This window comes from Dehalococcoidia bacterium (assembly GCA_025054935.1).
Lineage (GTDB): Bacteria > Chloroflexota > Dehalococcoidia > SpSt-223 > SpSt-223 > JANWZD01.
Genome location: JANWZD010000009.1, coordinates 94,303 through 108,509, shown reverse-complemented (window position 1 = coordinate 108,509; position 14,207 = coordinate 94,303). Strand labels below are relative to the sequence as shown.

Here is a 14,207-nt window from a genome sequence, read left to right as displayed (position 1 = left end):
GAAGCGGGCCGGTGTCCGCGCGAGCCTGAGGCGCCCTCCTAGGCAAGGCCCTCGTGGGGGCGAGGAAAGCAATGGATCGAGATAGTCAGCGCGTCGGATTGATGCGGCAGCTGCTTGCCGCACAAGGCTACGACGGGGTCGTCGTCCGCGCGCCGGCGAATGTGCTGCTCTTCTCCGGCTATCTGCCTCGGCGCGGCGATTCCTTCTGCTTCTTCAAGCAGTCGGGCGAGGTGACGCTCATCGTCCCGGAGGACGAAGCGGAGCGCGCATCACGAGGCTGGGCGGATCACCTCCGCACGTTCAGCCGCTTCGTTGACGGCATCCTCCAGCCGGCGAGCGAAGGCGCGCTGCCGCACTTGCGCGAACTGCTGGGCGGCTACGATCGCTTCAGCAAACTGGGCTATGAGCACGGGCCGCTGCCGTTCGCTGCCTACGGCCCCGACCTCGGGCTGCCCGACGGCGGCTCGGGCGACGTGCTGAAGGTCGCCGGCCACGGCGCGACCTGGTACGACTGCTCCGACCTGACAGAAGCAGGCGCGCTCTGGAAAACCGCTCGCGAGATGAGCCGGCTGCGCCGCGCCGGGGAGGTCGCCGCTGCCGGTCTCGCTGCAGCGCGCGAGATGACGGCGCCGGGGGTGCCGCCCGGCGTGATCGCGGGGGCGGCGCTCGGCGCGATGGCCGCCTCAGCGACCGCCGACGAGGAGGTCCTTCCCTTCTGCGACGTCAGCCGAGGCCCGGAGGAGGCAGCGATCGTACGCATCCGAGTGGCCGTGAATGGCCTGTGGGCCGCGGCAACGCGGGTGTTCTGCCCGCGTCCGCCGTCGACGACGCTTGCCCGCCAGCTCGACCTGATCCTCGAGGCCCGCGCCGCGGCCATCGCTGCCATCCAGAACGGCGCGCTCGGCAGCGAGATCGACGCCGCCGCCCGCGCCGTCGCGGAGCGCGCCGAGTCCCCCTATGTCCCGTGGACCGGCCACGGCGTCGGCTTCCACGCCGACAGTCCCCTCGCCCGTCCGACGATCGCGCCCGGCTCGATCGACGCGGTGCGCCCGAACATGGCGTTCACCCTCGCGCCTGGTCTGGGCGGCGCGCTGCTCATCGAGGACTCGATCGCCTTCACCAGCCGCGGCGTCGAAGTGCTGACCGACTTCCCGACGGCGAGCGCGCCGCTCTAGCCTGCTGCCGGCGCAGAAGGCGTTCCGTTCGCGCGGGCAGCAAGGGTGAGGACGGCAGTGGCAGCAAGTTGGAGCCCGATCGAAGCAGCAACGAGCGCAACGATCGACGCGCCGTAGAGCAGCCCGAAGAGCGCGCTGCCGGCAAACCAAGCAATGCCGAAGAGGGCGCTGAACGTGCCGTAGGCGGCGCCGCGGCGGCTGGGCGGAGCGAGCGCGGCGATCCCTGCGCGCAGCACCGACTCCTGCGCCCCGAGGCCGAACCCCCAAAGCGCCACGCCGAGGAGTACAAGTTCGCCCCCCCCGAGAAAGAGCAGCGGCGCCGCAATCGCGGATACGGCCGCCGAGAGCGGCACGACCGCAAAGCCGATCCGGTCAAACAGCATGCCGCACAGCAGCGCCGCGGCGGCGTCGACGCCCATCGCGAGGGCGTAGAACAGCGCGATAACGCTCGGGTCAGCAATCGCGGCGCGATCGACGTGGTAAGCGACGAGCGCGAAGTCGACAAAGCCCGCCGCGAACAGCGCCGCGCCGCCGAGATAGATCCAGTAGCGGCGGGAGAACCCCGTTGTCTCGGGAAGCGCGGCCGCGAGACCAAGGTGGCTCGGGTTCGGGTAGCGCAGCCGCGCGAAGAGGAGCACCGCCAGCGCGAGCGCAGCCGGGATTGCGAGCGCGGCAAGCGCTGGGCGCATTTCGCCCCGCGCCGCCACAATCGCGGCGACGAGGAGCGGCCCGAGCACCGCGCCAATTTGGTCAAGCGCTTCGTGGAGGCCGAACCCCCAGCCGTGACCGGTTGTCGCGCTCGCGTGGGCGAGCATCGCGTCGCGGCCGGGCGTCCGGATCGCCTTGCCCACCCGCTCGGCGATAACCAAGACGACAGCGGCTTCCCAGCGTCCGGCGAGAGCGAGCAGCGGCACCGCGCCAAGGTTGACCACGTAGCCGAGGATGACAAGGTCCCAAGGACGGCGCAGCCGGTCGGTCAGCAGCCCGAAAACAAGCCGCAGCACATAGCCGAGCAGTTCGGCAAGGCCGGCAACTAGGCCGACGGCAACGGCGGTTGCCCCGAGCTGCCCGAGATACGCGCCGACAATGCCGCGCGCCCCCTCATAGGTCATGTCGGCAAGCAGGCTGACGATGCCGAGCAGCACGATGAAAATGACCGCCGGCCGAGTCTGGCGAAGCGCTTGGTTCATTGCTCTTCTCCTTGCGCCTCACGGCCCGCAACGAGCTGGAGGAGGAGTTCGGCGCGATCAAGGGCGCCAAGAAATCGCCCGTTCTCATCCACAACCACCGCGACCTTGCGCTTCCCGGCGATCAGGCGCTGGGCGGCAGCGGCAAGCGAGAGGTCGGGAGGAACCGTCAAGGCCGGCGAGCGCATGACATCGCGCGCCTGCGCCGTCACCTCGGCAGCGGGACGCGCGCGCCGCATCAGGGAGGAGAGTAGCTCATGCTGTCCCAGCGGGTCGAGCCGAGCGAGCACGTCGGCGTCGGAGATGATGCCGACGACGCGGCCGGCCGGGTCGACGACGATCGCCCGATGGAGGTCGGTCGCGGTGACGGCGTCGATCACCTCGCCGAGCGGCGCGTTCTCGCGGACGACCGGCACGGCGCGGCGCATCACGTCGCGGACGGCGCGGCCGCCGTCGCCCGCCGAGAGCGGCGCGGGCGCGGGAAAGCGAAAATCCTCCCCAACCGTGCGGAGGACGTCGACGCGGCTGAGCAGGCCAAGGAGGCGGCGCTCGCGGTCGACGACAGGAAGACGCTTCAGCCCGCGGCTTGCCATCAGATGAGCAGCTTCGGCCAGCGAGGCGTCAGGGGCGATGGTGATCACCTCGCGGGAGGCCAGATCGATCGCGGTGGTTGGCGCAGCCTGCAGCCGAGCGAGCTCGCGGTCGCGGGCGTCGCGCGCAAGCACCGCAAGCAGTTCGATCCGAGCGCCGAGCCCACCGCGCTCGATGAGATCGTGGTTGGTCACGATGCCGAGCAGGCGTCCTTCGCGGTCGACGACCGGCACAGCGCGGAAGCTGCGGCCGAGCAGAAGGCGAACGACCTCCGCCGCCGGTGTCTCGGGCTGCACCGTCTCGACGTGGCGGGTCATGACCTCGGCGACGGGAATGGCGGGGATGCTGCGCGGCGCGCGGTGAGGGAAGGCGACAACGGCGATCTCTTCGACCGTGATCGTGCCGTCTGTCACGAGGTCGCGGACCTTCGGCAGGAGGCGCTCGACGCGCTGCGGGCCATCGAGCCATTCGATGACGACCGGGAGGTCGGGAATGACATCAACGAGACGGGCGAGCCGAAGCGCGCCGTGCGCGCCGAACCCGGCAAGAGCGCGGAAGACGGTTGCGCCGGCGGCGCCTTCCCGCCGGAGAAGGTCGAGGACAGTTTCCCAGAGCGGCTCGTGGCGTCCCGGGGCGCGGTCGCGTTCACTGAGATAGATCCGAACTCGTTTCCCGACGGCAGCGCCATTCATGCGTTCTCCCTTCTACAGCGACGCGCTGCGCGCGATGAGCGCGCCGAGTGCGACCCCGATGAACCCGGCAACGTTGCTCGCGGCAGCATAGAGCAATGCGCGAAGCCACAATCCCGACTGGGTCAGTTCGAGCGCTTCCCAGGCATAGCTGCTGAAGGTGGTGTAGCCGCCGAGCACGCCTGTGACGAAGAAGAGGCGAACGTGCGGATCGACGGAGGCATGCGCTCCGATCCATTCCGCGATGAGGCCGAGAGCGAAGGCGCCTGTCGCGTTGACAATGAGCGTTCCGTAAGGAAACGCTCCGCCCAGCCAGGCGGCGGTGTGCGTGACGACGAGATAGCGAAGGACGGCGCCGATCGCGGCGCCGCCCGCGATCACGGCGAAATGCATATCAGCCTCCACGCTGCTCGCTCGGCTGCGCCGTGGAAGCTCGGCGAAGAAGAAAATGCTCCTAGGCGCAACCGGTGCGGTTCGCTCTAGGAGCCATCAGCCCAGCAGGGCGGTTCGGGCCATCGCTGGCCCCGGCGGGACCCATCGCCGTTTGAGTCAATATAGCAAAAGCGCGAGCGCCCGGCACTCGTCCGGCGCTGTCTCCATCCGCGCTCCGCTGGCGGCCGCGCTTCCTAGCCCGCCTATCTTGATGAGCAGGGCCGCCACGGCCAAACGGCGCAGGAAGCGAGTGCAACCGGCCATTTTGCGCGCTGCCAGCGAAGAGAACACGCGGGCAGCCGCTGCTCGCCTGCCGCTGCTCCTTCCTCTTGCGCAGCCTGCCCTCACGGCCACTCCCCAGCGCGAGGCCGCAAACGCGGCTTGACGCGCAGGCGCCGCTGCGCTATGCTGCTGCATTACTAACGAGATTGATTTAGTCAACTATCTGGAGCGGGGATGATCGGTGTCGCTGCAGCCTCCTCGACCACCCGGCCGCGTTGGGCTGGGGCTGGCGCTCTCCTCGTTGCCGCGCTCGTTCTCGTCGCTTTTGCCGCGTTCTGGGCTGTCGACCCGGACCTCGGCGTGTTCTGGGGGATCGGTATCGCGTTCGGCATCATCCTTCAGCGCAGCCGCCTCTGTTTCGCCGGCGCCTTTCGCGATCTCTTCTTGGCCCACGACGGCCGCCTCCTGCGCGGTCTGATCGTCGCAATGATGGGCGCAACCGTCGGCTTCTGGCTGCTGATGGCGCGCCTTGTGCCCGACCCCTCGTTCGGCACGCTCCCCCCGGGCGCGCACGTCACTCCGGTCGGGCTGCATCTCGTCGTCGGCGGCGTACTCTTCGGTCTCGGCATGGTGCTGGCGGGCGGCTGCGTCTCCGGCACGCTCTTTCGCATCGGCGAAGGGTATGTCGCCTCGATGGTCGCCCTCCTCGGCATTCTCGGCGGCCTCTCCCTTGCCGCTCACACCTGGAACTGGTGGTGGACGACCCACATCGCTGCCATGCCGCTCGTCTGGCTGCCGGGACTGGTCGGGCACTGGTGGGCGCTGGTGGGAAGCATCCTCGCGCTCGCCGCGGTTTACCTTGTCGTCGTTTGGTGGGAGATGCGGGAAGGGCCTCCGCCGCCACCGCCTCCAGACCAGCCGCTCCCTCCCGCCTTCAGCGTCGGCGACCATCTCCGCGCGCTCTCTCACCGGATCGTTGTGCGCGGATGGCCGGCGTGGGCCGGCGCCGTCGCGCTCGCGATGCTGAACGTCTTCGCCTTCATCTACGACCACCCGCTGGGCGTTACCGGCGAGCTGTCGGCGTGGGCGGAGCGGCTGACCGGCCTTGTCGGCCTGAGCGCCGGCCCCTTGCTCGGCGTCGACCTTTTCGCAGGCTGCAATCTCGCAGTCGGCGATGGCGGCTGGCTGACCTCCGCGTTCACGCTCGACGCCGGGCTGATCGTTGGCGCCTTCCTTGCCGCGCTCGCTTCGTCAGAATTCAAGCTGCGGACGCCGCGCCGTCCTGCCCGCTATCTCCAAGCGATCGGCGGCGGAGTGCTGATGGGCTACGGCGCTGGCATCGCGGTCGGCTGCACGATCGGCGCGTTCTTCTCAGCGATCCCTTCGCTCGCGCTCAACGGGTGGGTCTTCGGGGTCTCCCTCGCTGCTGGCGCCTTTCTCGGCACGCTCATCATCCGGCGCTTGCCCTAATTCCCCTTCACCAACACCAACAGGAGGAGCGATGGAACTGGATGTTCGCGGAGAGATGTGTCCCTACCCCGCGCTGAAGACCAAAGAGGCGCTGAAACGGCTCACGGGCGAGACGCTGGTCGTCCTGACCGATCACCCCCCTGCGCTCTCAACGGTCCCCTGGGAAGGCGCGAAGGCCGGCTTTGCCGCCGAGATCGAAGTGGCCGGCCCTGGGGAGTGGAAGATCACCCTTGTGCGCCAGCACGGGGCATTCGACGCGCGCCGCGCGATGGCGCAGGTCGCCAACCGGCTGCGCGAGCTTGGACAGGAGTAAGAATGAAAGGACTGGTCCTCTCGTTCCTCGCCGTCACCCTCGTCGTGACCGGCTGCGCCCCCGCTACGCCGACAGGCGGCCCTAGCGTTGCCGCGGAGGATCGAACCCGCTACGCCAACCCTGACCTGCTGATCGAAACCGACCAGCTGGCAAGCCGGCTCCAGCACCCCCGCCTCCGCATCGTTGACCTCCGGAGCAAGGAGAAGTATCACGCCGGCCACATCCCCGGCGCTGTTTGGTTCGACACGGCGCTCCTCAAAGACCCTGTCGATAAGCTGTACGCGCCATCGCCCGCCAACGTCGCCAAGATCATGGGCGAGCATGGGATCGCGAACGAGACGCATGTCGTCGCCTACGACGATCAAGGCGGTCTGTGGGCTGCTCGCCTCTGGTGGGTGCTCGACTATTACGGCCACTCCAACGCCCAAGTGCTCAACGGCGGCTGGAACAAGTGGGCGAAAGAAGGCCGGCCAATCGAGACGGAGGTCCCCTCCGTCGCCCCGGCGACGTTCACGCCGAAGCTGAATGACACCGTCGTCTGCGCACTCGATTATGTCTTGAACGCGACCAAGCGGTCGGATGTTGTCATCGTCGATGCCCGAACTGCTGCCGAGTACAACGGCACCGACGTGCGCGCCGCTCGCGGCGGCCACATCCCGAACGCCGTCAATATCGACTGGCAGCGCACCGTCACCAACGATGATGTTCGGGTCTGGAAGCCGGCTGCCGAACTGCGCCAGCTGTACGAAGCGGCGGGCGTGACCCCAGAGAAGGAAGTGATCACCTACTGCCAGACGGCGGTGCGCGCCGCGCATACCCTCTTCACGCTGCGCCTCCTCGGTTACAAGAACGTCCGCACCTACGACGGCTCGTGGGCCGAGTACGGCAATCGCCCAGATACGCCGATCGCGCGCTAGGGGTCTTCTCGCTGAGGAAGGGGGCGCCGCCCGCACCATCAGGGCGGCGCGGTGCCCCAGCCGCCGACGGACCGAGGCTACGCCCGGCGGGCAGCGTTCTCGCTCGATCGAGGGTGCCGCGCTCGGCTTCGCCTCGCTTTCGCCTCGCTCGCAACGACGGTGCGGCGGAGCGCGCGGTCACCGCCAACAACGGAGCGCTCCCCTCGCCAAGACAAACGCCTCAGCCGCGCGACTTCCCGTTGACTGTCATTGCGAGTACCGCTTGCGCAGCCTGCGCCAGTGGTCGACGGCGCCGGCCACGCGCCTCTCGTTCGGCCGTCATTGCGAGCCGGGCGCAGCAGGCGCGTGATCACCAAGCAGGAGCTGCGCGGAGCGCTCCGCTCGCTCGCCGCGCTGAGCGCCGACAGTCGGCCGCCGCCCGCGGCGCTGTCGGCATCCTGCCGTAGGGGGGAGCTCCCTGAACGCGAGCGCCGCCCGGCGCGACCAGCTGAAGCGGTGGTCACCTCCTTGGCGGAATTCCTGCGCGAGATCGATCTGTTCCCCTGCCTGCAAGCGGGGTGCACGCTGCAGTTCCGCGCGGTCTTGGACCGGGCCGCCCGGGCGCGCCGGCGTGCCGGCGATTGCCCGCCGTCAGAATTCCGGGCCGGGCGGCAGCGGCTCATCGTCGAGGAAGGCGCGCCAGAGCGCGAGCGTCTCCGCCATGGCCTCGGGCGTCCCCGTCCCCCGGTGGATGCGGGACGTTGTCTGCGGTGTCAGGCGGCGCGCTTCCGGTACGCAGGCGCGCAGCGGGTCGACCTCGCTGCAGAGGTGGAGCATGGGGACAGGAACGAGCGGCAGCCGCTCGCGCGTCGGGTAGGCGAAGGCCGCACGATAGGCAAGATGGTATGTCAAGCCGCCTTTGATGAACTCGACGAACCCGGAATGAAGCGCCGCTGCGGACGGGACGCTGCCTTCTAGACGCAGCCCTTCCACGCTGTGGTCGTACCAGGGCCACCAGAGCAGCATGTCGCGCCGGAAGTTCCACGCCCAGATGAGATGGGTGCCCTCTGCCGTCGGGACCAGCGGCGGGCAGTAGCGCGCGAGATACTCGGCCGTCTGCTCCGGCGTGAAGAGCGTGATCCCATCAAGGAGGAGATGGCGCACCCGCTGCGGCCGCGCGATCGCCATCTCCATCCCGATCAGGGCGCCGGTATGCGCGCCGTAGAGGTCACACGCGTCGACCCCGAGCGCGTCGAGCGCCTCCCACATCACGCGCGCAAAGTCCCCAATTTCCGGCTCGCCCGGCAGCGGCGCCGAGTCGCCGTTGCCGGGGAGGTCGAAGGTAAGAACAGGGCGGTCCTTCGCGAGGTCAGGCATCAGCCGCTCATGGTACGCGCTTGACCCCGGCATCGCATGGAGCAGCACAAGCGGCCGGCGAGGGCCGCCCTCAGCACGCCGAAGGAGCAGTTGGCCGATTGAGGTCGCGACGTACTCGCGCCGGGGAACACCCGGAGGGGAGCTGGAGACAACGGGCGGCGGCGCGTCGGGCAGCGGCTCGCCCGCGAGGAACTCTAGGATCCGCTCCTGGGAATCCTCGCTGGCTGGAACGGTCACGATCCTTTCCGAGAGGCCGACGGCGCGCTCGATGTGACGACTGAGGGTGTCGGTCGGCGCGGCCGTGATGAGCGTGGGAACGGCGAGCTGCGCGAGCGCGGCAGCGGTGTCGTAGCGAAAGACGGCGTGATAGCCCTTCCAATACTCCTCGCCGGCGCGCAGAAAGTCGACAACGCTCTGGTGCAGCTGCTCCGGCGTCGGCAGCGGCCTCCGGAGACGGTTCTCCGGCCGGCGCGCATACCACGGGCTGAACATCGCCATGTCGCGCCGCATATTCCAGTAGCGCAGCAGGTGCTCGCCGTAGTCCTGCGGGGCAAGCGAGGGAGTGTAGTGCGCACGATGGCGCGCTTTCTCTTCCTCACTGTACACCGCCACGCCATCAAGGACGAGACGGCGGACACGCTTGCGGTGGCGCACTGCGAAATCGAGCGCGATTGTCGCGCCGGTGTGCGTTCCGTAGAGGTCGACGACCGGCAAGCCGAGCGCGTCGAGCGTCTCGCAGAGGGCGTCGGCGTAGTCAGCAATCGTCGGCTGGTCAGCAGCCAGCCCTTCCGACTCGCCGTACCCCGGGGTGTCGATCGCGATGCAGGTGTGGCCGCGAGCAAGCTGGAGCATGCGGGGGACGAGCCCCTGCGAGCTGCTGGGCGAGGAATGGAGCATGACGAGGGGCGGCCCCTCGCCAAGGCGGCGGTAGTGGATGCGGCGCCCTCTGCTGGTGGAGGCGTAGTGGCGAACGGGCAGCATGGTCTCTTCCTCTCGCTCGCTGCGCCAGCATAGCGCTTGCGCAGGCGTGTCTCTCTCGCTGCGCGGCGGCATCCTCCCCATCATGCTCTCGGCGCGGCGCCCAGCGCTGGGGATGCTGCCAGCGGGCGCGCTCTGCCCGCGCCGGACACCGGAGGGAAGGCAAACGCTACACGCCGTGGAGGGCACGGACGCGGTCGATGAGGCCGCGGACGTCAGGAGCGCCGCGCAGGTCAGGCGGCGGGATCGGCTCGTTGACTTCGCGGCAGCCGGCAAGCTCGGCGATCGTCGCCACCACCCCAGCGCCTAGGCCTTTCGGGTTGTAGCCGCCTTCGAGGGTGACGGCAAGCCGGCCGCCGCAGTGCTCCTCGGCGATGGCACGACAGACCCGGACAAGGTGCGCAAACCCCTCGATCGTCAAGCGCTCGCTCGCGAGCGGATCGGCCCAGTAGGCGTCGTACCCTGCCGAGACAATCACCAGCTGGGGATGATAGCGCCGCGCGAGAGGGACAAGAACGTCGTCGAAGACGGCGCGGTAGACATCGTCGCCGCAGTTCGGCGGAAGCGGCACATTCGCCGTCGTCCGATAGCCTGCGCCTTCGCCGACCTCGTCGACGCGCCCAGTGCCGGGGAAGAGCGGCCATTGGTGCACCGAGAAGTAGAAGACCGACGGGTCGCGATAGAAGATGTCTTGCGTGCCGTTGCCGTGGTGAACGTCGAAGTCGATCAGGAGAGTGCGCTCGATGCCGAACCGTTCGCGGGCGACCAGAGCGGCGATGGCGGCGTTGTTGAAGAGGCAGAAGCCCATCGCGCGGTCGGGCGTGGCGTGGTGCCCAGGCGGGCGAACGAGCGCGAATGCCGTCGGCAGCTCGCCGGAGAGCACCGCTTCAACCGCGCGGGCCGCCGCGCCCGCGGCGTGGACCGCAACGTCGTACGACGCCTCCGTCACGATCGTATCCCCATCTATCCATGCGCCGCCGCGATCGGCAATCTGGCGGATCCGAGCGATATGCCGCTCGGCGTGGGCGAGCGCCAGCTCCTCCTCTGTGGCAGGGCGGAAGGCGAGCGGGACAATCGCCCGGCGCGCTTCGCTGTTCGCGATCGCCATCCGAATGGCGGCAAGCCGGCCGGCATTTTCCGGATGCGAGCCCGTGCGGTGGCTATCGAAAATGGGGTCGTCGATAACGCCGACGCGCTGCATCTCAGCGGTACACCGGCCCTTCGATCTGGCGCCGGAGCAGCGCGAGGTCGGCATCGACCATGCGCCGCACTAAGGTCTCGAAATTCGTCCGCGGCCGCCAGCCAAGAACCCGCCGCGCCTTGCTCGCATCGCCAACAAGCAGGTCCACTTCGGCAGGGCGCATGAGGCGCTCGTCGATCACGACATGGTCGCGGTAGTCCAGCCCGACATGGCTGAAGGCGAGCTCGGCGAACTCGCGCACGGAATGGGTCTCCCCCGTCGCAATGACATAGTCGTCCGGCTCGTCCTGCTGCAGCATCAGCCACATCGCTTCGACATAGTCCGGCGCATAGCCCCAGTCGCGCCGCGCCTCAAGGTTCCCTAGCGCAAGAGTGCGGTCGAGCCCGAGCTTGATCCGCGCCACGCCGTAGCTGATCTTGCGAGTCACAAATTCGAGGCCGCGGCGCTCCGACTCATGATTGAACAGGATGCCCGAGGTGGCATGCAGGCCGTAGCTCTCGCGATAGTTGACCGTGATCCAGTGGCCGTACACCTTGGCAACGCCATAGGGACTGCGCGGATAGAACGGGGTCGTCTCCCGCTGCGGCGTCTCGACCACCTTGCCGAACATCTCGCTGCTGCTCGCTTGGTAGAAGCGGATCGAGGGGTCGACCACCCGGATCGCATCCAGCACGCGCGTGACGCCGAGCGCCGTGGTCTCGCCGGTCAGCACCGGCTGCGTAAACGAGGTTTGGACGAACGACTGCGCAGCAAGGTTGTACACCTCGTGGGGCCGGTACTCGCGCAGCGCATGGACGATGGAATAGAAATCCAGCAGGTCAAAGGTGGCGAGCGTGATCCGATCTTGGATGTGACTGATGCGCTCGAAGTTGACCGTGCTGCTCCGGCGCAGCATGCCGATCACTTCGTAGCCCTTGGAGAGCAGTAACTCCGCCAAGTACGAGCCGTCTTGGCCGGTGATCCCGGTGATCATTGCTCGCTTGGTCGCCATGATCCTCCTTACCCCGTCGCCGCCGTCCGAATCGTAGCGCACGGTGGCCGGTTTGGCTGTAGGATGACGCTCAGCTGATGCTCGGCGGACCTGCAGGGGAGAAGATGCGTCCGGGATTGTCGCGGCTTCGCGTCCTCGACCTGATGTCCCCCGTCGGCACCACCGCCACGAAGCTCCTTGCCGATCGTGGCGCCGCCGTGCCGCTCGGGGGACGAAGCGGGGTCGGCCGTGTGCTGCTGCTCGAGTTTGCGGGGACGCAGCGGCGAATGGGGCGCCGGCCAGCAGAAGGGCGCTACTCCAGCAATTGCCGCCGCGTGCTCTCCCCTATCGACATAGCCGCAGCCATGGACACGATCGCCGCGCGCGGCTCTCCGGCGCGGGCTGCGCCGACGCTCCATGAATTTGGAACGACGGTCGGCGCTGCCGCTAGGGTCGTCGCCGCTGGCCCCGCCGGCACGCCGATCCATCTCGTTCAGCTCGATGGCGTGCCAGAGACGGTGGCCGGTCGGATGCGCCGCTTTGTCGAGGAGCACGGTCCAACGCGAACCGGCTTCGCCGACGCTGCCTCTGCCGCGATCGTCCGCGGCGGGGCGGCAGCGGCGCGCTTCTCCCGCGCAGCGCTCGGGCACGCCCCCGTGATCGACGAGGAGCTCAACGCGCCCGAGACGACCTGTTTGCTCTGCCTGGCGGCGAGGCAGACGCGCGTCATCTCCGCCCAAGGCGCGCACGAGTTCGGCAAAGCAGTCGTCAGCCGGCCGCTCAACTCCACCCCCCGACCGCGTCCCTCGGGCGATCGTCCCGACTATCGGCTTGCTCGCGATGAGCTTCGCCGTGCTGCGCCGCGCGGCCACGCTCGCCGCGGCCCGTACCACAGGGATGGCCGTCTTCTCCGAGCCGGAGACGATCGAACTGCGCCGACGAGACGCCCGCCGAGCAGCGCCAGTTCGCGTGCCGGGCAGCGGCGCGCTTGGGCAAACCATCAAGAGAGGTGAGCGATGCGCGGAATGGTGTTGGAGCGGCCGGGCGAGCCGCTTGTCAGGATAGAGCGCCCCGACCCAACGCCGGCAGCAGACGAGATCCTGCTCGAGGTCGCCGCCTGCGCTGTCTGCCGGACCGACCTTCAGCTTGCGCAGGGAGACCTCACCGCTCGGCGGCTGCCAATCATACCGGGGCACCAAGCGGTTGGCCGGGTGATTGCGGTTGGGGCTGAGGTCACGGGCTGGCAGGTGGGCGAGCGCGCTGGGGTTGCCTGGCTCGGCGGCACCGACGGTACCTGCCGCTTTTGCCGCTCCGGCCGGGAGAACCTCTGTCCCGACGCGCGCTTCACCGGCTGGGATCGCGATGGCGGCTACGCCACCCGGATGACCGTCCGCGCTGACTTCGCCCTTCGCCTTCCTCCCGGCTTCGATGACCTCGCCGCCGCACCGCTGCTGTGCGGCGGCGTCATCGGATACCGTTCGCTGAAGATCGCGGGGATCCAGCCCGGAGGACGGTTGGGCCTGTATGGCTTCGGCGCATCAGCGCTCCTGACGATCCAAGTCGCCCGCTTTTGGGGCTGCGAGGTCGCCGTTGCCACGCGCTCGCCGGAGGAGCGGGCGCGTGCCGCCGCGCTCGGCGCAGTCTGGGCAGGAAATTACGATGAGCAGCCGCCCTTCCCGCTCGATGCGGCGATCACGTTTGCCCCCGCCGGCGCGGTCGTCGTTGCGGCGCTGCGCGCACTCGATCGCGGCGGCACCGTCGCCATCAACGCCATCCACCTCGACCGGATGCCCGAGTTTTCCTATGACCTGCTCTGGCTGGAACGCAGCATCCGGAGCGTCGCGAATTTCACCCGCGCCGACGCAGAAGAGTTTCTCGCCCTCGCCGCGACCATTCCTCTCCGAACAGCGGTCGACGTGTTTCCGCTGGAGGCAGCGAACGAGGCGCTCGCTCGGCTGGCCGCCGGGCAGGTGAAGGGAGCAGCGGTGCTGACTATGCCTTCGCCTGCCGCTTAAACAGGGCCCGCTTTTCGCGCGGGATCTCGCCCAGCACCGGCAGCCCGAGCAGCTTTTCGACCTCCGCTGCGTCGTGCACGCGGTTGTCCAGATAGGCAAGGAGCACCATGATCGCAAAGCCGGCCGCGAAGCCGAGCGCGGCACGGACGAGAATGTCGAGGTTGCCGCGCACTCCTGCAACCTGCGCCGTCACGACTGGCGGGTCGACGACTTCGATCTTCGCGGGACCGAGCGAGAGCTGAGCGATGTAGCGGGCACTGTTCCGGTCGAGCACCGTCGCGGTGGCCTTCGCGATCTTCTCGACTTGCGCCGCGTCGCTGCCGGTGACCGTGATCGAGAGCAGGCGGTGGGTGCGCCGCGTCGACTGCTGTCCGGAGATCTGGGCGCTGGTGATCGTCGGGTCGTTCAGCTCGCGCGCCACATCTTGGGCGAACATCTGGCTCTTCACCAGTTCCGCGAGATCATCGACGAGATATTCGGAGGCGACCCAGGCGTAATAGCCCTCATACGCGAAGGTGCCGGGATGCCGGGGCTCGGGAGGAACGGAGACGATGGCGCGCAGGGTGGCGGTGTAGGTCGTTTGCGGCTTCGGCGCGAGCAGAATGCTCAGTCCGCCGGCGAGCAAGGTAAGCCCAAGGGGGATCCAGAACCAACGACGGAAGATCGCCCAGTATTGCCGCAGTTCCATCCG

At 68.6% G+C, this 14,207-nt stretch carries 13 protein-coding genes and 1 riboswitch; of the genes, 6 read left to right on the top strand and 7 right to left on the bottom strand.

Annotated elements, in window-relative coordinates; genetic code table 11:
* Positions 1-71 precede the first annotated feature (71 nt).
* Positions 72-1,175, top strand: coding sequence for a M24 family metallopeptidase (locus NZ773_10985; GenBank protein ID MCS6802448.1), 1,104 nt, complete (start codon positions 72-74; stop codon positions 1,173-1,175).
* Here NZ773_10985 and NZ773_10980 read toward each other — a convergent pair.
* The 3 genes from NZ773_10980 to crcB are packed head-to-tail and all read right to left on the bottom strand — an operon-like array spanning position 1,172 to position 4,035.
* Positions 1,172-2,365: an MFS transporter gene (locus NZ773_10980; protein MCS6802447.1), complete on the bottom strand. Its 1,194-nt coding sequence runs from the start codon at positions 2,363-2,365 to the stop codon at positions 1,172-1,174. The two genes, NZ773_10985 and NZ773_10980, sit on opposite strands and share 4 nt — an antisense overlap.
* On the bottom strand, positions 2,362-3,645 hold the full coding sequence (locus NZ773_10975; GenBank protein ID MCS6802446.1) for a DUF190 domain-containing protein: 1,284 nt from the start codon (positions 3,643-3,645) through the stop codon (positions 2,362-2,364). The genes NZ773_10980 and NZ773_10975 overlap by 4 nt, the downstream gene beginning before the upstream one ends.
* 12 nt (positions 3,646-3,657) lie before the next feature.
* Complete coding sequence (gene crcB / locus NZ773_10970; GenBank protein MCS6802445.1) at positions 3,658-4,035, bottom strand: fluoride efflux transporter CrcB; 378 nt, start codon at positions 4,033-4,035, stop codon at positions 3,658-3,660.
* An 80-nt stretch (positions 4,036-4,115) separates the two neighbouring features.
* Positions 4,116-4,193: riboswitch (Fluoride riboswitch) on the bottom strand.
* Positions 4,194-4,530: 337 nt separating this feature from the next.
* On the opposite strand from crcB, the gene NZ773_10965 reads away from it, so the two are divergent.
* The 3 genes from NZ773_10965 to NZ773_10955 are packed head-to-tail and all read left to right on the top strand — an operon-like array spanning position 4,531 to position 6,996.
* Positions 4,531-5,766 carry a YeeE/YedE family protein gene (locus tag NZ773_10965; protein MCS6802444.1) on the top strand — a complete coding sequence of 412 codons (1,236 nt, stop codon included), beginning with the start codon at positions 4,531-4,533 and terminating at the stop codon, positions 5,764-5,766.
* Between the two features lie 31 nt (positions 5,767-5,797).
* Positions 5,798-6,079, top strand: a complete 282-nt coding sequence (locus tag NZ773_10960; GenBank protein MCS6802443.1) for a sulfurtransferase TusA family protein — start codon at positions 5,798-5,800, stop codon at positions 6,077-6,079.
* Positions 6,080-6,081: 2 nt separating this feature from the next.
* Positions 6,082-6,996 carry a sulfurtransferase gene (locus NZ773_10955; protein ID MCS6802442.1) on the top strand — a complete coding sequence of 305 codons (915 nt, stop codon included), beginning with the start codon at positions 6,082-6,084 and terminating at the stop codon, positions 6,994-6,996.
* Positions 6,997-7,626: 630 nt separating this feature from the next.
* Here NZ773_10955 and NZ773_10950 read toward each other — a convergent pair.
* The 3 genes from NZ773_10950 to gmd all read right to left on the bottom strand — a co-directional run bounded on the left by NZ773_10950 (position 7,627) and on the right by gmd (position 11,522).
* On the bottom strand, positions 7,627-9,333 hold the full coding sequence (locus NZ773_10950) for an alpha/beta fold hydrolase (protein ID MCS6802441.1): 1,707 nt from the start codon (positions 9,331-9,333) through the stop codon (positions 7,627-7,629).
* 166 nt (positions 9,334-9,499) lie between these two features.
* Positions 9,500-10,531, bottom strand: coding sequence for a histone deacetylase (locus tag NZ773_10945; protein ID MCS6802440.1), 1,032 nt, complete (start codon positions 10,529-10,531; stop codon positions 9,500-9,502).
* A 1-nt stretch (position 10,532) separates the two neighbouring features.
* Positions 10,533-11,522: a GDP-mannose 4,6-dehydratase gene (gene gmd / locus NZ773_10940; protein MCS6802439.1), complete on the bottom strand. Its 990-nt coding sequence runs from the start codon at positions 11,520-11,522 to the stop codon at positions 10,533-10,535.
* Between the two features lie 77 nt (positions 11,523-11,599).
* On the opposite strand from gmd, the gene NZ773_10935 reads away from it, so the two are divergent.
* Together NZ773_10935 and NZ773_10930 are read left to right on the top strand one after the other, a co-directional pair.
* A complete protein-coding gene (locus NZ773_10935; GenBank protein MCS6802438.1) occupies positions 11,600-12,514 on the top strand; it encodes a hypothetical protein in 915 nt (304 codons plus the stop codon).
* Between the two features lie 3 nt (positions 12,515-12,517).
* Positions 12,518-13,516: a zinc-dependent alcohol dehydrogenase family protein gene (locus tag NZ773_10930; GenBank protein ID MCS6802437.1), complete on the top strand. Its 999-nt coding sequence runs from the start codon at positions 12,518-12,520 to the stop codon at positions 13,514-13,516.
* Here the strand turns inward: NZ773_10930 and NZ773_10925 are convergent.
* The gene (locus NZ773_10925; GenBank protein MCS6802436.1) at positions 13,494-14,204 is read right to left on the bottom strand and encodes a hypothetical protein; all 711 of its coding nucleotides are present in this window, start codon (positions 14,202-14,204) and stop codon (positions 13,494-13,496) included. The genes NZ773_10930 and NZ773_10925 overlap by 23 nt on opposite strands.
* Positions 14,205-14,207: the final 3 nt, after the last annotated feature.